Origin of the sequence: Kaustia mangrovi (genome assembly GCF_015482775.1) — a bacterium.
Taxonomy (GTDB): Bacteria; Pseudomonadota; Alphaproteobacteria; order Rhizobiales; family Im1; genus Kaustia; species Kaustia mangrovi.
The window spans coordinates 2,196,327-2,215,000 of record NZ_CP058214.1 but is presented as its reverse complement, the minus strand read 5'-3'; the positions used below and the strand labels follow the sequence as shown (position 1 = coordinate 2,215,000).

Below are 18,674 nucleotides of genomic sequence, written 5' to 3'. Positions count from 1 at the left end.
GGGAGGCGGAAAACGATCGCTCGGGCCCCGGGCGACGAGGCGGCCGCCGTGCCGCCAGAGCGCGCAAATCCGATGTGATTCCCTTTCCGAACCGCGCCCCGGAGGCGCCGGAAGATGCCGACGGCAAGGCCCCGAGCCTACCGCCGCGCAGCCATGTCCACAGGCGCTGAGAAGGCACCGCCGGACGGCAGATCCTCCCGCTGACGGGCATGCAAAAAGATCGTCTGGGGAAATCGCTGCAAGGGGGTTTACATCCCCCGCAAATGCCTTATGTAAGGGGCACTTGCAACACGACAGTGACGCGGGGTGGAGCAGTCCGGTAGCTCGTCAGGCTCATAACCTGAAGGTCGCAGGTTCAAATCCTGCCCCCGCAACCATCTTTACTTGCGATGACCCCGCCCGACCGCCGGGGTTTTTCGTTTGGACGGAAAGCGCAAGGAGTCCGGCGAGATCGGCGTGCGTGGATCTCCACCTTGCCGTCCACCGGCATCAGCACGATGTCCTCCACCGGAGTTCCTCATCCGCGATGCGGGGTTCCGGCGCGTCCTGGATCGCCCATTCCTCTCCCGGCACCGGCATCCTGGAGACCCGTCGCGGACGACGTCGGAGAGCTCGGCATTGCGGTGTCGCGGCTTGCCGGACGAAGAAGACATCGGTCGTGCGTTTGGCGCCGTATGCGATGCTTCGGCCTACTTCTTCGCGAAGAAGCCACGGATCAGAAATGCCTGAAAGAAGGGAACGGGCAATTCGAAGCCGGCCGTCTCCAGACGGTCTTTCGTTTCCTCCGGCGACAGCACGCACAGTGTATCGCGCAGCATGTCTGGCAGGGCCTGCAGTGAATCCGGTGTGGCGCCCATCAGGGTTTGAACGCGTTCCCAATTCTTGAGCATTTCAGGGAACTCGGCCGACTCGAGATCGCAACAGATCTCCGTGCTGATGAAATATCCGCCCGGCTTCAGCCGATCATGGATCTCCCGATAGAAACCGGTCCTGTCGGCGCGTGGAACGAAATGGGCAACCAATAGGCTCAACACGGCGTCGAACTCCGCAGCCTGCGGCGCCTGGTCGACAGGGCCATGCACAAGCTCGCACCGATCCAGAAGATCGGCCTGCTCCAGCCGCCGGCGGCAGACCTCGAGCATGTCCGCCGAAGGGTCGATGCCCACGAAGGACCAGCCTTCCTTGGCGTGCGCAAGCGAGAGAATCTCCGCGCCCGTGCCGACACCGACGCAGAGGATCCTTGCCTGCGGCGGCAGGTCCGCCAGAACGAGGCGCACAAGGAAGTGCATGTTGTCGGAGATGGGGCTCAGCTTGCTGTTCTTCTCGTCATAGCTCTCCGCCATGGTCCGATTGAAGAATGGGGATGCCGGGGCGCTATGGTGGTCATCGGTCATTGTCGTTCTTCCAGGATGGCGGTGCCTTGCACCTGACGGCCATGTCGGGGTGTGAAGGGGACCCCTTCGCGGCCCGGCAGCAATCGGTCGCGCGCCGTTGGCACTACACTCGGTTTCGCCCGGCAGGGTCGGTGTGCAGGTGGGGGGTCGAAGCAGACCTTTCAATGCGAGGTCCGGTCGTGACTATGATGTATTTCGCGGTGGCGGAGGCGCGGCCGTTCGACTCCGATTGAACCGGAAGGCAGCCATCGCCTGCAAGCGGCGTCATCCCTCCAGCCCGTCGAGAAAGGCGGCAACCGCAGTCATGCAGGCGGCGCGCTCCTCGACATGGGGCATGTGGCTCGATTCCTCGAAGATCGTCCAGCGCACATCGGGGATGTTGTCGGCGAAGGGCTGCACCACCGTCGGCGTTGCCTCGTCGTGCCGGCCCGAGATCAGGAGGGTGGGCACGGCAATCCTGTGCAGCCGGTCGATGATCGACCAGTCCTTCAGGGTGCCGATCACGTGGAATTCGGTCGGTCCGTTCATCGCCTCATAGACGGTCGCGTCCTCGTCCATGATGGCGAAGGTGCGCGCGACCTCCTCCGGCCAGGGGGTGATCCGGCAGACATGGCGGTCATAGAAGACGCGAGAGGCGCGCTTGTAGTCCGGATCGTCCAGCGTGCCGGCCGCCTCGTGTTTCAGGAGCGTTGCCTGGACCTCTGCCGGCAGGGCCTCGCGCAGCCGGTTGGCCTCCTCGACCCACAGCCGCATGCTGGGGGGCGAGTTGGCGATAACCAGGCCCTTCAGCCCGGGCGGCTGGCGCACCGCGTGCTCCGAGCTCAGCATGCCCCCCCATGACTGGCCGAGCAGCGTGTAGCGGTCCGCAATGCCGAGATGGGACAGGAGATTGTCCATCTCGTCGAGAAACAGATCGACGGTCCAGAAGTCCTTGCCCTTGTCGGGCAGGCGGGTGGAATTGCCGTTGCCGAGCTGGTCGTAATGGATCACCGCGCGTCCGGTGGCGGCCAGATCGGCGAAGGCGTCCACATAGTCATGCGTGCAGCCCGGCCCGCCATGCACGACGACCAGCGGTGCCTTGTCCTGGCCCGGATCGCCGGTGATGCGATACCAGGTCCGGTGCCCGCCAAAGGGCGCGTAGCCCTCGATCGTCAGGATCGTCTCCATGTCGCGCCCTTCCAGTGATGCAACCGGAGGCAAGGTACTGTTTGGAGGGCGGCGCTTGAAAGCTCTCAATTCTTATAGGATGCCGGTCTTGTGGGCTGCCGGGGCGGGCGCCCGTCACGCCTCGAGGAGGCGGTAGTGATTGGCCAGAATGACCGCGTGCAGGCGGTTCCGCGCGCCGAGCTTCCTGATGGCCGTGTTGATGTGCAGGGTCACCGTCGGCACGGCGCGCCCCAGCCGATGGGCGATCTCCTTGGCGGTCAGGCCCTCGGCCGAATAGAGCAGGCATTCGCGCTCGCGCGGGGTGAGGCGGACGGGCGCGGCGCGCTTCTCCTTCTCGCTGAGCATGGGATAGGCGTGCTCGTGGAACAGCTGGCCGACAAGGCCGAAATCGGCCAGGTGATGGCGGGCGTCGCGCACGAAGTCCTTGCGCGCGCCGCGCCGGATCGCGGTGAAGGTGGCCATGTCGCCACGCGTGCGGTGGATCGGCACGGTCACGCCGCAGGTGAGGTCCGCATCGCGCAGGTAGCGCGCCACCGGCTGGTGCTCGTCGCTGAGATAGCCGGCAAGCGCCGTCTCGTCCCGGTTGCGGCGATAGGACCATATGAAGGGCAGGGTGGAGCGCAGCGCCATGTGCTGCACGGGGTCGCGCTGATAATAGCCCCGGTCGCACCACAGATGGCGCATGTCGTCCGGCACGTTGCGCAGGCTGAGATGCGAGGGCGTCAGAAGCTCGCCTTCATGGGAGGTGGCGACGGGGCTGTAGTCGTAGACGACCGAGGTGAAGCCGAGCGCGGACACGAGGGCGACCGCGTAGTCGATCTTGCCATCGAGCGTCGCCGCTTCGGCAAGGCTGCGTTCCACTCTCTCCAGGGTCTCCAGCATGCCAGTCGATACGGCCCCGCCTTCCATGCCCGCCGGCGACAGTCGCCGCCCCGCGGCTGGACGGGGCTGCCTGCCCTGTTTTTAGTCAAGCCCAGATATTAGTCACGGGCCCTCGCGGAGCGCAAATCCAATCTATTCTATTACAATTGATAGCTAGCCGGCCGGCGGGCCCGTCCTCTAGCCTTCAAGCGGTTCGACAGCGGCGGGAAGACGAGCATGTGGCAGGAGTTTGCCCCCGATTTTCAGCACGATGTGACCGTGGACGGCTACACCGTGAAGGCCTACGGCTTCGGCGAGGGCGACGAGACGGTGCTCTGTCTGAATGGCGGGCCCGGCCTGCCTTGCGACTATCTGCGCGAGGCGCATTCCTGTCTGAAGACGCAAGGCTATCGTGTCGTGGCCTTCGACCAGCTCGGCACGGGGGCGTCCGACCGGCCGGACGACCCGTCGCTGTGGACCATCGGGCGCTATGTGGCCGAGACAGAGGCTGTGCGTCAGGCGCTTGGGCTGGGCAAGGTGCATCTTCTCGGCCATTCCTGGGGCGGGTGGCTCGCCATCGACTATGCGCTGACGCACCCGGAAGCGCTGAAGACGCTGATCCTGGAGGATACGGTGGCCGACATGCCGCATCTCGCCGGCGAGCTGGAGCGCCTGCGCGGCGCCCTGGGGCCCGAGACCGTGGCCATGATGCAGCGCCATGAGGCCGAGGGTACGCTCGACCATCCCGAATACCAGGCGGCCATCACCATTCTGAACTACCGCCATGTGTGCCGGCTGGCCGAGTGGCCGGCGCCCGTGATGCGCTCGCTTGGCGACTGGAACATGGGCCCCTACACGACCATGCAGGGGCCGAACGAATTTCTCTATACGGGCAATCTGAAGGACTGGAACCGCGTGCCGGACCTGCCGCGCATCGCCGTGCCGGTGCTCATCACCACGGGCCAGCACGACGAGCTGACGCCGGCTTGCGCGATGAGGATGAAGCTGGCGCTGCGCGATGCCGAGCTGCATGTCTTTGCGAACAGCAGCCATATGCCGTTCTATGAGGAACCGGGCGCCTATTATCCCGTGCTTCTCGATTTCCTGAAGCGCAACAGGGAGGAATGAGGACACTGGTGTGAGCCGATACCGTTTCATCCTCTATCGCCCATTGCAGCTGATCCCGGTGCTTTTCGGCATCAGCGTCATCACCTTCGTGCTGATCCGGTCCATTCCGGGCGACCCGGTGCGCGTTCTGCTCGGACCGCGCAGCACCGCGTCCGCCATCGAGCGCATTCGCGAGCAGTTCGGGCTGAACGAGCCGCTCTGGGTGCAGTATCTCTACTTCGTCAAGAACCTCTTCAATGGCGAGATGGGCAAGTCGATCCTCTACAAGGTCGATGTGCTGAAGCTCATCGCCACGCGGATCGAGCCGACGGCGGTTCTCGTCATCGGCAGCGTGCTTCTGGCCCTCCTCATCACGGTGCCGCTGGCGACCGTCGCCGCGCGCCGCCGCGGTCGGCTGGCCGATCACATCATCCGGCTGGTCAGCACGGCGGGGCTCGGCTTCCCGGCCTTCTGGCTGGGCATCATGCTCATCATCGTGTTCAGCGTGCAGCTCGATCTCTTCCCCGTCAGCGGCTATGGCCGCAGCGTTCTGGAGAAGCTCCACCACATGGTCCTGCCATGCCTCACGGCGGCGCTCGCCCTTTCGGCGGTCCTGACGCGGAACCTGCGCGCCAGCCTGCTCGCGGAGCTCAATTCCGACCAGGCGATCGCGGCGCGGGCGCGCGGCCTGCCGGAAGCGACCGTGTTCTGGCGCCACGTCATGCCCAATTCGCTGGTGCCGACCATCAACCTCCTGGCCGTCAATATCGGCTGGCTCATCAGCGGAACCGTGGTGCTGGAAAGCGTCTTCGCCATTCCCGGCATGGGGCAATTGCTGGTGCGCGGCATCTTCACCCGCGACTACATGGTGGTGCAGGGCGTGGCGATGGTGTTCGCCTGTGCGACGGTGCTGGTCAACTTCCTTGCCGATATCCTGACCACCGCCGCCGATCCGAGGGTGAAGCTGTGACCTTCACCCGCACCATCCATGCCCGCACCGGCTGGCGGATCGGCTTCGGCGGCGGGGCGCTGCCGCTGGCTCTCGGTCTCGCCATTATCGGCACCTGGCTCCTGCTCGCCCTTCTCGCGCCGCTTGTCGCGCCGTTCGACCCCATCGCGCAGGACGCCGCCGTCCGGCTCCAGCCGCCGAGCCTCGCCCACCCCTTCGGCACCGACAATTTCGGCAGGGATATCCTTTCGCGCGTCATCTGGAGCGCGCGCGTCGATCTGCAGATCGCCGTCTTCGGCGTCATCTTCCCCTTCGTCATCGGCACGGCGGCGGGCAGCATCGCCGGCTATTTCGGCGGCTGGGTCGATACGCTCTTCATGCGGCTGATCGATATCGTTCTGGCCTTTCCGTTCCTCGTCCTCATGATGGCGATCATCGTCATCCTGGAACCGGGGCTCGGCAGCTTCTATGTCGCCATGGCGCTGGTCGGCTGGGTCTCCTACGGGCGGCTCATCCGGGCGCAGTTCCTCGTTCTGAAGACCGCCGATTTCGCCGTCGCCGCCGTCAGCCTCGGCTACGGCCCCATGCGCGTCATGTTCCGCCATCTCATGCCCAACGCCATTCTGGGCTCGGTGGTCTTTTCCATGTCCGACGCGGTGCTGGTGCTGCTGAACGGGGCGGCCATCAGCTATCTGGGGCTCGGCGTCCAGCCGCCGACCGCGGAATGGGGCATCATGATCGCCGAGGGCCAGAGCTTCATCACCACGGCCTGGTGGATCACCGCCTTTCCCGGTATCGCCATCGTCACGCTCGCCATGGGGTTCAGCCTGCTGGCCGACGGGCTGGGCGAGGTGCTGGGGGTGCGCGAATGAGCCCGGCCGTCCTCAGCGTGCGCAACCTGTCGGTGTCGGTCGATGGCCCGCGCGGCCCGGACACCATCGTCGACCGGGTCTCCTTCGATCTCAAGCGCGGCGAGATCCTGGGGCTCGTCGGCGAGAGCGGATCGGGCAAGAGCATGACCTGCCGCGCGCTGATCCGGCTGCTGCCGGGGGCGCGGCTGGCCATTACCGGCGGAGAGGTGCTGCTCGACGGCCGCGACATCGCCGCTCTTAACGAGCCGGCCATGCGCGCCGTGCGCGGCGGCTCCATCGGCATGATCTTCCAGAACCCGTCGAGCCACCTCGATCCCGTCATGAGCGTGGGCCGGCAGATCGCCGAAAGCATCCGCTTCCATCAGTCGGTCGGCCGCGGCGAGGCAAGGCGCAAGGCCATCGATGTGCTGCGCCAGGTGGGCATTTCCGATCCGGCGCGCCGTTTCGATGCCTATCCGCACGAATTCTCCGGCGGCATGCGCCAGCGCGCCATGATCGCCGTGGCGCTCGCCTGCGATCCCGACATCCTCATTGCCGACGAGCCGACCACCGCGCTCGACGTGACCGTGCAGGCGCAGATCCTCAGGCTCCTGCTCGACCTGCGCGACCGGCGCGGGGTCTCGATCGTACTCGTCACGCACGATCTGGGCGTCGTCTCGCAGCTCTGCGACAGCGTTGCGGTCATGTATGGCGGGCGCATCGTCGAGCGCGGACCGAAACGCGAGGTCATCCAGCGTGCGCGCCACCCCTATACGGCGGGGCTGATCGCCTGCCAGCCGGGCGAGGGAGGCCCGGGCGAGGCGGTGCGCATCATCCCCGGCCAGCCGCCGCGTGTCGACGCGATGCCGTCGGGCTGCCGCTTCCATCCGCGCTGCGAACATGGCGATGCGCTGTGCAGCGCCACACAGCCGGATCTCGTCGCCCACGAGCCGGGGCACATGCTGGCCTGCCACCACCCGGTCGGGGAGAGGGCGCCCGCGGGGGGTACGGCGACATGAGCACCGCGGCCCCGCTTCTCGACATCGCCGACCTGACCGTTCATTTCGGTTCCCGCGGCCTCATCCCCGGCTTCTCCCGGCCGCCCGTGAAGGCCGTCAACGCTGTGTCGCTGAGCCTCCGTCCCGGCGAGGCCCTCGGGCTGGTCGGCGAATCCGGCAGCGGCAAGAGCACGCTCGGCCGCGCCATTCTCAGGCTCGGCGAGCTCACATCCGGCAGCGTGCTGTTCGACGGTGTCGACATGGCGCATGCCGGCGCCGAGGACATTGCACGGCTCAGGCGCGAGACGGCGTTGATCTTCCAGGACCCCTACGGCGCGCTCAACCCGCGCATGCGGGTGGGCGACGCCATCGGCGAGGTGCTGCGCGTCCATGGCAAGGTGTCTGCCGATGCGGTCGAAGCCCGTGTCCATGACCTCCTGGAGATCGTCGGGCTGGGGCCCGGCTTCGCCCACCACAGGCCCGGCGACCTGAGCGGCGGCCAGTGCCAGCGCGTCGGCATCGCGCGGGCGCTGGCCATGGAGCCGAAGCTTGTCGTGGCCGACGAGTGCGTGGCGGCGCTGGACGTGTCCATCCAGGGGCAGATCATCAATCTCCTGATGGAGCTGCGCACCCGCATCGGCATGGCCATGATCTTCATCGCCCACGATCTCGCCATCGTGCGCCGCCTGTGCGACCGGGTCGCGGTGATGTATCTCGGGCGCATCGTCGAGGAGGGGCCGACGGAGACTGTCTTCGCCGCGCCGCGCCATCCCTACACGGCCTCGCTCATCCGCGCCATTCCCGACATCGACCCCGACCGCAGGCTGCCGGCCGATCCGCTACCGGGCGAGCCGCCCAGCCCGCTCGCCTTGCCGCCGGGGTGCGCGTTCCATCCCCGGTGCAGTCAGGCGCTTGCCTGGTGCCGCACCGGAGCACCGCCGCCCCTGGAGGGGCAGGGGCCGCACAAGGCCGCCTGCATCCTGCCGCCCGAGGCGGTCGTCCTTTGAGCAAACCAAGAAGATGGGGAACATGACATGGCAACAGGAAAACTGACCCGGCTGGCGGCGATCGTCGCCTTCTCGGCCTTGACGCTCGGCGCCTCCGTTGCGGAGGCGGCCGGCGTTCTCACCATTGGCAGGCGCGAGGGCTCCTCGACCTTCGATCCCATCAAGACCGCTCAGAACATCGATTTCTGGGTGTTCGCGAACGTCTATGACGTGCTGGTGCGCGTCGACAAGACCGGAACCAAGCTGGAGCCGGGGCTGGCGGAAAGCTGGACCATCTCCGACGACGGCCTGACCTATAGCTTCACCATGCGCGACGCCAGCTTCTCCGACGGCTCGCCCATCACGTCTGAGGACGCCGCCTTCAGCCTGACGCGCATCCGCGACGACGAGGGCTCGCTGTGGAGCGACTCCTATCAGGTGATCGAGAACATCGCGACGCCCGACCCCAAGACCCTGGTCGTCACGCTGAAGGAGGCGTCGGCTCCCTTCCTCGCCTCGCTCGCCATGCCCGGCGCCTCGATCATCTCCAAGGCGGGCATGGAGGAGATGGGCGAGGAGGCCTATGCGGAGAAGCCCATCGCCTCCGGCGCCTTCATGGTCGAGGAGTGGCTGCGCGGCGACCGCGTGATCCTCGCCAAGAACCCGGAATTCTGGGAGGCCGACCGCGTGTCGCTCGACGGTGTCGAATGGATTTCGATCCCCGACGACAACACGCGCATGCTGAAGGTGCAGGCCGGCGAGCTGGATGCCGCGATCTTCGTGCCGTTCTCGCGTATCGCCGAGTTGCAGAAGGACGAGAACCTCACCGTCCATCTCGATCCCTCGACGCGCGAGGATCATCTGCTCATCAACCACGAGCACGGGGCTCTCGCCAAGAAGGAGGTGCGCCAGGCGCTCGACTACGCCATCGACAAGCAGGCGGTCGTCGACGCGGTGACCTTCGGCATCGGAGAGGTGGCGTATTCCTACGTGCCCAAGGGAGCGCTCTACCATTATGCCGACAATCTGAAGCGGCCCTACGATCCCGAGAAGGCCAAGCAGATGCTGGCCGATGCCGGCGCCAGCGACCTGACGCTGACCTATCTGGTCAATGCCGGCGACGAGGTCGACGAGCAGATCGCCGTTCTGCTGCAGCAGCAGCTTGCCCAGGCCGGCGTGACGGTGAACCTGCAGAAGATGGACCCCAGCCAGACCTGGGACATGCTGGTGGCGGGAGACTACGACATCTCGGTCATGTACTGGACCAACGACGTGCTCGACCCCGACCAGAAGACCACCTTCGTGCTCGGCCACGACACCAACATGAACTACATGACCCGCTACAATAACGAGAGGGTCAAGGAGCTGGTCGCCAAGGCGCGCGTCGAGATGGATCCGGCCAAGCGCGAGGCGATGTATGTCGAGCTGCAGAAGATGGCCAAGGAGGACGTCAACTGGATCGATCTCTACTACAGCCCCTACCGCAATGTTTCGCGCAAGAACATCGAGGGCTTCTACCAGAACCCCCTGGGCCGCTTCTTCCTCGAGGATACGGTGAAGAACTGATCCGGCCCCGGGCCGACAGGCAGGCGGCGCATGGCGGAAACCCCGCCATGCGCCGCGCAAAGGGTAGCCGCGCCCTACTAGCGCCATAGGGAGCGTGTCATGGGCGAAGCGGCGAAGCGCGCCGGATCTATCCCCGGCAAGGCGCGGCAGCAGGAAGATCTCGGCGTCCTGCGGCAGCGCCTTCGACCAGGTGTCGCGATAGATCACGCCGTCGATGGAGACGGCGATGCCCCGCTCGATATGGGGCTTGAGGCCGGGATGCTGCTCGGCCAGCTTCGCGAACAGCTCCCGGATGTCCTTCGCCTCGATGTCGAGCGTCTTCTTGCCTCCGGCAGCCGCGCCGAGCGACCCCCAGAGCGTCACTTCGACCATCAGTCCGCCTTTTCCGCCTCGAGCGCCGCCAGGATGCGCGGCGGCGACATCGGGACATGCGTCATCCGCGCGCCCACCGCGTTCGACACCGCATTGGCAATCGCCGCGAGCGGCGGCACGATGGATGTCTCGCCCACGCCGCGCACCCCGTAGGGGTGGTTGGGGTTGGGGATCTCGAGAATCTGCGTGTCGATCATCGGCAGGTCCGAGCAGACCGGGATGCGATAATCCAGGAAGCCCGGGTTCTGGAGCCGCCCGTCCTCGCCGTAGATGTACTCCTCGTTGAGCGCCCAGCCGATGCCCTGCGCGGCGCCGCCCTGATACTGCCCCTCCACATAGGTCGGGTGCACGGCCTTTCCGGCGTCCTGGACGACGGTGTAGCGCACGACCCTCGTGGAGCCGGTCTCAGGATCGACCTCGATATCGCAGATATGGGTGGCGAAGGACACGCCGGCGCCATCGGCGACGAGCTCGCTGTGGCCGGCGATCGGTCCGCCCGTATTGGCCGCCGCGGCCGCGATCTCCTTGAGCGACAAGGACGGGAGATTGCCGTGCTTGGCGCCCTTGGCAACGGCGTGGCCCTTCTCCCAGGCCACGTCGTCGACAGGGATGTCCCACATCTCCGCAGCGCGTTCGCGCAGGACCTTGATGGCGTTGCGGGCGGCCGAGATCGTCGCCATGGAGGAGGAGAAGGTGCCGCGGCTCCCGTCCGTCATGTCGTTGTAGCCGAGGGTGGAGGTGTCGGCGACCACCGCCTTGACCTGCTCATAGGGGATGCCGAGCTCCTCCGCCGCCACCAGCGACAGCGAGGCGCGCGAGCCGCCCACATCGACGGTCCCGACGGCGAGCGAGACCGTGCCGTCGCTGTCGATGTTGAGATCCGTACAGGTCTGGCCGCCGAAGTTGAACCAGAAGCCGCACGCCATGCCGCGGCCCTGGTTCTTGCCGAGAGGCGCTTGCATGTGCGGATGGGCCTTCGCCGCTTCGAGCGTCGGGCCGATGCCGATCGGGCCGTAGACCGGGCCGTAGGAGGATCTGGTGCCTTCCCGGGCGGCGTTCAGGATCCGGAACTCGACGGGATCCATTCCGACCTTATGGGCCAGCTCGTCGATTGCGCTCTCCACCGCGAAGGCCGCCATCGGGGCCGATGGCGCGCGATAGGCCGCGGTCTTCGGCCGGTTGACCAGCACCTCGTAGCCGACCGTTTCGACGTTTTCGAGGTTGTAGCAGGCAAACGCGGTCATGGCGCCGAGCTCGGCCCACATGCCGTAATAGGGGCCGCAGGAATAGCGCAAGGTCGCCGTGGCCCCGGTGATCGTGCCGTCCTTGCGGGCACCGATCCTGACATCGATGGAGGTCGCGCTCGTCGGTCCGGAGGCGCGGAACACCTCATCGCGCGACATGACGAGCTTGACCGGCCGGCCCGCCTTGCGCGACAGCGCCAATGCGACCGGCTCGGCCCAGATATGGGTCTTGCCGCCGAAACCGCCGCCGATCTCCGAGGAGGTGACGCGCAGCTTGGAGACATCCAGTCCGAGGAGCTGGGCGCAGTGCTGGCGGTAGACGAAATGGCCCTGCGTGCAGACCCAGAGGTCGGCGGTTCCGTCGGAATTGACGCTCGCCACGCAGGCATGCGGCTCGATATATCCCTGGTGCGTCTGCTCGGTCTTGTAGGAGCGTTCGACGACGAAATCGGCTTGCCCCAAGCCCTTCTCGACATCGCCATGGCCGTACTGGCTGCGCTTGGCGACGTTGGACGGCTTGTCGGGCCTGGGGTCGATGCCCTCGGTGAACACGGTGTCGTTGAGCACGGGCGCGGTGGGTTTCGCCGCCTCGTCGACGTCGGTCACATGCGCCAGCACCTCGTAGTCGACCTCGATGAGCTTCAGCGCCTGCCTGGCCGTGCGGGCGTCGATGGCGGCGACCGCAGCGACCGCATGGCCGTCATAGAGCGCCTTCTTGCGGGCCATGCAGTTGTCGAGGATGTCGTACATGGCGGAATCGCCATCGGTGAGGTCGGGCAGGTCGTCCGCGGTGATCACCGCTTTCACGCCCTTCAGCGCCTCCGCCTTCGACGTGTCGATCGTCCTGATCTTGGCGTGCGCATGGGGGCTTCGCAGAACCTGCCCGACGAGCTGTCCGGGCATGTTGAAGTCCGCGCCGTAGCGCGCGCGGCCGGTCACCTTGTCGACGCCGTCGGGACGGATGGGGCGCGTGCCCACGGATGTGAACTTGCGAGCCGAGTAGCCAGGATCGAAACCCATGGTCATGCTCCTTTCATCGCGCTTGCGGCGTCCTGGACGGCGCGCACGATCTTGTCGTAACCGGTGCAGCGGCAGAGATTCCCGGCGAGCCCGAAGCGGATTTCCTCCTCCGTCGGATCGGGGTTCCTGTCCAGCAGGTCCTTCGCCGCGATCAGGAAACCCGGCGTGCAGACGCCGCATTGCAGTGCCGCGTGTTCGAGGAACTTCTGCTGCAGCGGATGCAGCGTGTCGCCGTCCGCCATGCCCTCGATGGTCTCGATGCGCCGGTCCTGCGCCTCCATGCCAAGCACCAGGCACGAGCACACCAGCCGGTCGTCGAGGATGACGCTGCAGGCGCCGCAATCGCCGGTGCCGCAGCCCTCCTTGGTTCCCGTGAGGCCGAGCCGATCCCGCAAGACCTCGAGCAGCGTCTCTTCCGGCTGGCACAGGAACTCGACGTCATCGCCGTTGATTGTGGTCGAAACCGCCTTTCCAGACATCACTTTCCCCCTGCTCGCGCATAGGCGGTCGCGGCGGCCCGCCTGGCCAACACGCCCGCAACCTTCGTTCTGAACTCCACTGTGCCCCGCTTGTCGTCGATGGACCGGCAGGCCGCCGAACAGGCTCCCGCGAGCGCCTCCAGCGTGTCCGCGTCCGCTTTCGTGCCAATGAGGGCGTCGGCCGCCTCCTCCACCAGAAGCACCGTCGGGGCCACCGCGCCCAGAGCCACGCGGGCCGATGTCACGGTCCCGTCCTCATCGAGCGTCAGGCTCACGCCGGCGCTGACCACCGCGATATCCATCTCGGTGCGGGGAATGAAACGGAGATAGGCATCGCCCGACCGCGGCGGGCGCTTGCCGAGCAGGATGGCCTCGACGATCTCGCCTTTGGCCAGCGACGTCTTGCCCGGTCCGGTCGGCACGGCCTCCACAGCGACCGTGCGCCGGCCCCCCGGGCCGACGATCGACGCCCGGGCGTCGGCGGCCACCAGTGCCGGCACGCTGTCGGCCGCCGGCGAGGCGTTGCAGAGATTGCCGGCGATCGTGCAGCGTCCCTGGACCTGCTTGGAGCCGATCAGGCGGGCCGCCTCGACGACGCCGGGCCATGCCTTCGTCAGGGCCGCATTCTCTCCCATCGCGGCGCAGGGAACCGCCGCGCCGATGCTGAAGCCCTCCGCCGTTTCCCTGATCTCGTCCAGTCCGCCGATCGCCTTGATGTCGACGATCAGGTCGGGTTCGACAAAGCCGCCTTTCATCCGCACCAGGAGGTCGCTGCCTCCGGCGAGAATGGCGACCGTACCGTCCGACCCGTCCAGCAGGCCAACGGCATCCTCTATCGATTGCGGGCGCTCGTAACGCATCGTCTCTCCCAGGTCATTCCGTTCCTTCGAACCCTTATAAAGCGACGGCCTGGATTGACCAACCGGTTCTCGCATCCGCGATGTCCTCGCGGGCAAGGCCGGACTTGACTTCCACCCGCCATAGTTGTCGAAAGGAGGGGCTCGCAGATCTGCGGGAGTGGCGCGCAAAGGGGGCGCCAGGGGTACGCTACAGAGAGAACACAGAGAGAAGGACATATGAGGCACATTGCAGTCTGGGGCCTTGCGGTCCAACTTATCGCCTGTCCCGTCGGCGCCGTGTTCGCCGAGACGGCCCTTCCGGAAGGGGCGACGGTGGCCAGCGACGCCGCGCCGCTTCGCGATTACGCGCCGAGCACCAATCCCGGGAGCACGGATTTCGACGTGGCCGACCGGGCGGCAATCGCCAATCTGATCTATGCCTATTCCTTCGCCTACGACAATGGCGAGGCGGATGCGTGGTTCAGCCTGTTCACCCCGGATGCGGTATTCGTCGCCGGCGTGCCGGGCGGGGAGGCCGTCGCGTTCAAGGGCGATGGCTTCCACAAATTCTGGCGGGCGCGGATGAAGACGTTCCGCACCTCCGGCAACATGCGCCGGCATCTGATGTCGAATATCCTGTTCCTCGACCAGACCGCCACGACCGCGCATGTCAGCGTCGCCGGCTTGCTGACCAATGCCAAGGACGGCAAGACGTTCAATGCCGTCTCGAGCCTCAATTACGAGGGCTGGCTGGTGAAGGGGAAGGATGGCTGGAAGATCCAGCGCTGGCACGATTTCCCCGACGCGCCGGTCCAGGAATAGGACGGACCGGGGCGCCGACACGGTTTGCCCCGGCCCGCCGGGCCGGGGATGCCCTGGAGCACCGTGCGTCCGATCGGACGCACGGTGCTCCAGCTTTTTGATCTAGCCCGCCACCAGATCCTCCAGCCTTGCGGGGAAGCGGCGGACCCTGGTGCCGGTCGCATGCCATAGGGCGTTGGCCACCGCGCCCGCGGTGCCCGTGATGCCGATCTCGCCGACGCCCTTGATGCCGAGCGCGTTCACATGGGGGTCGTCCTCGTGAACGAGCAGCGCGTCGAGCGAGGGCACATCGGCGTTCACCGGCACGTGATACTCGCCGAGATCGGCATTCATCACCCTGCCGCTGCGCCGGTCGACGATGGCGGCCTCGTGCAGGGCGAAGGAGACGCCCCAGATCATGCCGCCATAGAGCTGGCTCAGCACGAGACGGGGATTGACGATCCGGCCCGCCGCGAAGGCCCCGACCAGGCGGGTGACCCGCATCTGGCCGAGATCGGGGTCGACCTTCACCTCCGCGAAGACCGCGCCATGCGCCTGCATCGCGTATTGCTCCGCGGCCGCCGGGTCGCGGCTTGCCCGGCCCCTGCCTTCCACCTCGGCGAGTCCGGCACGGGCGAGGATGTCGGCATAGCTTTCGCTGCGGCTGTCGTCGTCGCGGCGATGGAGCCGTCCGCCGCGCGCCACGACCCCGGCATTGCCGGCCCCGAAAAGCGGCGAGGAGGGGTCCGAGGTGGCGAGGTCGGCGAGCCGCGCGATAGCGTCGCCGCCGGCCGCGTCGATGGCGGCGCCCGCCGTCGCGGTGTGCCCCGAGCCGCCGGCGACCCCGGCATCGGGCAGGTCGGAGGAGCCGGCATGGAAGTCGACCCGGTCGATGTCGAGCCCCAGGCTGTCGGCCGCGATCTGGGCGAGCGACGTCCAGGCGCCCTGGCCCATATCGGCCGCACTCGTCCTCATGGCGCCCGTGCCGTCGCCGCGCAGCACCGCATGCGCCTCGGCCTGGAACATGATCGCCGGGAAGCTGGCGGTCCCCATGCCCCAGCCGACGAGCAGGCCCGCCTCGTCCCGCATCTGCCGGGGAGCGAGCGGCCGGTCCGCCCAGCCGAAGCGTTCGGCGCCCCTGGCATAGCAGTCCCGCAGCGCCTTGGAGGAATAGGGCCGGCCGGTGATCGGCTCGACCTCGGCATAGTTCCTCAGCCGGAAGTCCAGCGGGTCCATGCCGCACGCCTCCGCCGCCTCGTCCAGAGCGACCTCCAGCGCGGCCGAGCCGGTGGCCTCGCCGGGCGCGCGCATCGGGCCCGGCGTGCCAATATCGTTGCGCGCGGCCTCGTGCGTGGCGGCGATGGCGGGGCTCGCATAGAGCGTCCGCGAGGCGCTGGAGGCGGGCTCGATGAACTCCTCGAAGCTGCTGGTCGCGGCAATCGTGTGGTGGGCGAGCGCGGTCAGCCGGCCGTCGGCGTCCACACCGAGATCCAGATGCTGGCGGGTCTGTCCGCGGTGGCCGACGGGGCCGTACATCTGGGCGCGGGTGAGCACCAGCTTGACCGGCCGGTCGAGCATCCGCGCGGCGAGGCAGCACAGGATCTGCGGCCCGGCAAGGATCGCCTTCGAGCCGAAGCCGCCGCCGAGGAAGGGTGTGCGGATCAGGACGTTCTCCGCCGGAATGCCGAAGAATTCCGCAAAACCGGCGCGCATCATGACCGGCGCCTGGTTCGGCGTGTCGAGCGTGAGGCGGTCGCCGTCCCAGTGCGCCACGATGGCGTGCGGCTCCATGGCGTTGTGATATTGCGGCGGCGTCTCGTAGCTCGCCTCGATGCGGCGGGCCGCGGAGGCCAGCCCGGCGTCGATGTCGCCGTGACGGATGGCCGCCGGCGTGCCGATCCCGACCGCGTCCGGCGTGTAGCGCTCCGCATCGAGGCCGATACGGGGCGGCTCCGCCTCGTAGCGCGGGGCGAGCAGCCTTGCACCCTCGGTCGCGGCTTCCAGCGTGTCGGCGATCACCAGGGCGACAGGCTGGTTGGCGTAGCGCACGCGGTCGTCCTGCAGGACCTCGATGCGAAAGCCGAAGGGCTCCGACTTCTCGTCCGGGTGCTTCATCAGCGCCGGCCGGTTGGCCGGCGTGATCACCTCCACGACGCCGGGATGGGCCTTCGCGGCCTCGACATCGAGGTGGACGACGCGGCCGCGCGCCACGGTGCTCGCGGCATAGACGGCGTGGAGCATGCCGTCGGGGTGGTTGTCGGCGGCATAGCGGGCGGCCCCGGTGACCTTGAGAAGACCGTCGCGGCGGGTGAGCGGCTGCCCGGCATTGGAGCCGTAGCGCACATTGGGGGAGGCTCGGGCGATGGTGGTGTCAGTCATGGCGATGCGCTCCGGATTGGGTTGAGAAGGGAGAGGCCGGCAGGGCGGGGAGGCTGTCGGGCGTTCCCGCCGCGGCGCGCGCGAGGGCGCGCACGACGATCCGTTTTGCCAGCTCGATCTTGAAGGCGTTGTCGCCGGACGGTTCCGCCCCGGCGAGTGCGATCTCCGCGGCGCGCCGGAAGGCTGCCTCGTCCAGGCCGGCGCCGGCGAGCTCGCCCTCCGCCGCACGGGTCCGCCACGGCTTGGCGGCGACCCCGCCGAGCGCCAGCCGGGCCTGCCGGATGACGCCGTCCTCGACGGTGAGCGCGGCGGCGGCGGAGACGACCGCGAAGGCGTAGGAGGTACGGTCTCGCAGCTTCAGGTAGCGTGCGTGCCGGGCGAAGTCCGCCGCGTCGGGGGGCAGCCTGAGGGCGACGATCAGCTCGCCTGGCTCAAGCGCGCTTTCATGCTCCGGCGTCTCTCCCGGCAGGAGGTGGAGATCCTCCAGGGCAAGCTCGCGGCGGCCCGCCGGCCCCTCGATCTCGACGATGGCGTCGAGCGCGACGAGGGGCACGCAGAAATCGGACGGGTGGGTGGCGATGCAGGACGGGGTCCAGCCGAGCACCGCATGCAGCCGGTTCTCGCCATGGAGGGCATCGCAGCCCGAGCCCGGCTCGCGCCTGTTGCAGGCACTCGCGGCATCGTGGAAGTAGCCGCAGCGCGTACGCTGCATGAGATTGCCGCCGACCGTCGCGGCATTGCGAAGCTGGGCCGACGCGCCCGACAGCAGCGCCTCCGCGACGGCCGGATAGGCGCGGGCGAACGCTGGATCCCGGGCGAGATCGGCATTGCGCACCAGCGCGCCGATGCGCATGCCGCCATCGGGCAGGGGCTCGATCCGGTCGAGGCCGGGAAGGTGCGTGACGTCGACGAGCCGGTCGGGCCGGACGGCGCCGCCCTTCATCAGGTCGAGGAGATTGGTGCCCGAGGCGAGATAGGCCGCCCCCGGCTCGCCTGCCGCCGCGACCGCCTCGGGGATGGTGGACGGCCGGACATATTCAAACTGTTTCATGGTGTGTTCCTTCGGTCTCTTGCGACAGGGCATCGCGGGCCTCGAGCACCGCCTCGGCGATGCCCCTGTAGGCGCCGCAACGGCAGAGATTGCCGCTCATGCCCTCGCGAATCCGTTCGGGATCGTCGTCGGCGAGGCCCTCGTCGATGAGCCCGACCGCGCTCATGATCTGGCCGGGCGTGCAGAAGCCGCACTGGAAGCCGTCATGGGCGATGAAGGCGGCCTGGACCGGATGCAGCGCATCGCCGTCGGCCAGGCCCTCGATGGTCAGGATCTCCGCGCCGTCGAGGCTGAGCGCGAGTGCGAGGCAGGAATTCATGCGCCGCCCGTTGACGAGCACGGTGCAGGCGCCGCATTGGCCGCGGTCGCAGCCCTTCTTGGTTCCGGTCAGATGGAGACGCTCCCGCAGGAGATCGAGAAGTGTCACGCGCGGATCGTCGAACGCGACGGTCCGGCGCTCACCGTTCACGGTGAGGCTGATGGAGAAGTTCATGCGAAACTCCAGTCAGTTCGATGCTAGTGTTGTAGAAATCGGGGCCGTCGAACGGCCAGGGGACAGGGGGGCGCTATGGCCGGGTCATCGGGGACACCGGGCCACCCCGCCTGGTCG

17 protein-coding genes and 1 tRNA gene (1 of these 18 only partly in view) are annotated in these 18,674 nt (G+C 67.5%); 9 read left to right on the top strand and 9 right to left on the bottom strand.

Going from position 1 to position 18,674, the window contains the following annotated elements; all coding sequences use genetic code 11:
* On the top strand, positions 1-170 hold the 3' end of the coding sequence (locus HW532_RS10280) for a hypothetical protein (RefSeq protein WP_213164278.1). It extends 301 nt beyond the left edge of the window; 170 of the gene's 471 nt are visible here — the last part of the coding sequence; the start codon falls outside the window, past its left edge; its stop codon occupies positions 168-170.
* Positions 171-300: 130 nt separating this feature from the next.
* Positions 301-377: transfer RNA gene (locus HW532_RS10275), tRNA-Met, on the top strand.
* Between the two features lie 312 nt (positions 378-689).
* Here HW532_RS10275 and HW532_RS10270 read toward each other — a convergent pair.
* The 3 genes from HW532_RS10270 to HW532_RS10260 form a co-directional block, all read right to left on the bottom strand.
* The gene (locus HW532_RS10270) at positions 690-1,394 is read right to left on the bottom strand and encodes a class I SAM-dependent methyltransferase (protein ID WP_213164277.1); all 705 of its coding nucleotides are present in this window, start codon (positions 1,392-1,394) and stop codon (positions 690-692) included.
* Positions 1,395-1,658: 264 nt separating this feature from the next.
* A complete protein-coding gene (locus tag HW532_RS10265; RefSeq protein ID WP_213164276.1) occupies positions 1,659-2,561 on the bottom strand; it encodes a proline iminopeptidase-family hydrolase in 903 nt (300 codons plus the stop codon).
* A 114-nt stretch (positions 2,562-2,675) separates the two neighbouring features.
* Complete coding sequence (locus tag HW532_RS10260; protein ID WP_246479858.1) at positions 2,676-3,422, bottom strand: LuxR family transcriptional regulator; 747 nt, start codon at positions 3,420-3,422, stop codon at positions 2,676-2,678.
* A 237-nt stretch (positions 3,423-3,659) separates the two neighbouring features.
* Here HW532_RS10260 and HW532_RS10255 point away from each other — a divergent pair, with 237 nt between their 5' ends.
* From HW532_RS10255 to HW532_RS10230, 6 genes are read left to right on the top strand one after another with little or no spacing between them, the layout of a single operon-like run.
* Positions 3,660-4,550, top strand: a complete 891-nt coding sequence (locus HW532_RS10255) for a proline iminopeptidase-family hydrolase (RefSeq protein ID WP_213164274.1) — start codon at positions 3,660-3,662, stop codon at positions 4,548-4,550.
* A gap of 10 nt (positions 4,551-4,560) precedes the next feature.
* Positions 4,561-5,499: an ABC transporter permease gene (locus tag HW532_RS10250; protein WP_213164273.1), complete on the top strand. Its 939-nt coding sequence runs from the start codon at positions 4,561-4,563 to the stop codon at positions 5,497-5,499.
* Positions 5,496-6,350, top strand: coding sequence for an ABC transporter permease (locus HW532_RS10245; RefSeq protein ID WP_425491941.1), 855 nt, complete (start codon positions 5,496-5,498; stop codon positions 6,348-6,350). The genes HW532_RS10250 and HW532_RS10245 overlap by 4 nt, the downstream gene beginning before the upstream one ends.
* Positions 6,347-7,348, top strand: coding sequence for an ABC transporter ATP-binding protein (locus HW532_RS10240; RefSeq protein WP_213164272.1), 1,002 nt, complete (start codon positions 6,347-6,349; stop codon positions 7,346-7,348). The genes HW532_RS10245 and HW532_RS10240 overlap by 4 nt, the downstream gene beginning before the upstream one ends.
* Positions 7,345-8,334, top strand: a complete 990-nt coding sequence (locus HW532_RS10235) for an ABC transporter ATP-binding protein (RefSeq protein WP_213164271.1) — start codon at positions 7,345-7,347, stop codon at positions 8,332-8,334. Before HW532_RS10240 ends, HW532_RS10235 begins: the two co-directional genes overlap by 4 nt.
* Before the next feature lie 27 nt (positions 8,335-8,361).
* The gene (locus tag HW532_RS10230; RefSeq protein ID WP_213164270.1) at positions 8,362-9,879 is read left to right on the top strand and encodes an ABC transporter substrate-binding protein; all 1,518 of its coding nucleotides are present in this window, start codon (positions 8,362-8,364) and stop codon (positions 9,877-9,879) included.
* Between the two features lie 371 nt (positions 9,880-10,250).
* Here the strand turns inward: HW532_RS10230 and HW532_RS10225 are convergent, their stop codons facing one another.
* Genes HW532_RS10225 through HW532_RS10215 form a run of 3 tightly spaced genes read right to left on the bottom strand, consistent with a single transcriptional unit; the run spans position 10,251 to position 13,854 of the window.
* A complete protein-coding gene (locus HW532_RS10225) occupies positions 10,251-12,515 on the bottom strand; it encodes a xanthine dehydrogenase family protein molybdopterin-binding subunit (protein ID WP_213164269.1) in 2,265 nt (754 codons plus the stop codon).
* A 2-nt stretch (positions 12,516-12,517) separates the two neighbouring features.
* A complete protein-coding gene (locus tag HW532_RS10220; RefSeq protein ID WP_213164268.1) occupies positions 12,518-12,994 on the bottom strand; it encodes a (2Fe-2S)-binding protein in 477 nt (158 codons plus the stop codon).
* A complete protein-coding gene (locus tag HW532_RS10215; RefSeq protein WP_213164267.1) occupies positions 12,994-13,854 on the bottom strand; it encodes an FAD binding domain-containing protein in 861 nt (286 codons plus the stop codon). The genes HW532_RS10220 and HW532_RS10215 overlap by 1 nt, the downstream gene beginning before the upstream one ends.
* A gap of 216 nt (positions 13,855-14,070) precedes the next feature.
* Here HW532_RS10215 and HW532_RS10210 point away from each other — a divergent pair, with 216 nt between their 5' ends.
* Positions 14,071-14,655, top strand: a complete 585-nt coding sequence (locus HW532_RS10210; RefSeq protein ID WP_213164266.1) for a nuclear transport factor 2 family protein — start codon at positions 14,071-14,073, stop codon at positions 14,653-14,655.
* Positions 14,656-14,757: 102 nt separating this feature from the next.
* Here the strand turns inward: HW532_RS10210 and HW532_RS10205 are convergent, their stop codons facing one another.
* The 3 genes from HW532_RS10205 to HW532_RS10195 are packed head-to-tail and all read right to left on the bottom strand — an operon-like array spanning position 14,758 to position 18,557.
* Complete coding sequence (locus tag HW532_RS10205) at positions 14,758-17,013, bottom strand: xanthine dehydrogenase family protein molybdopterin-binding subunit (RefSeq protein ID WP_213164265.1); 2,256 nt, start codon at positions 17,011-17,013, stop codon at positions 14,758-14,760.
* Positions 17,006-18,064: an FAD binding domain-containing protein gene (locus HW532_RS10200; protein ID WP_213164264.1), complete on the bottom strand. Its 1,059-nt coding sequence runs from the start codon at positions 18,062-18,064 to the stop codon at positions 17,006-17,008. The genes HW532_RS10205 and HW532_RS10200 overlap by 8 nt, the downstream gene beginning before the upstream one ends.
* Positions 18,051-18,557, bottom strand: a complete 507-nt coding sequence (locus HW532_RS10195) for a (2Fe-2S)-binding protein (RefSeq protein WP_213164263.1) — start codon at positions 18,555-18,557, stop codon at positions 18,051-18,053. The genes HW532_RS10200 and HW532_RS10195 overlap by 14 nt, the downstream gene beginning before the upstream one ends.
* Positions 18,558-18,674 lie beyond the last annotated feature (117 nt).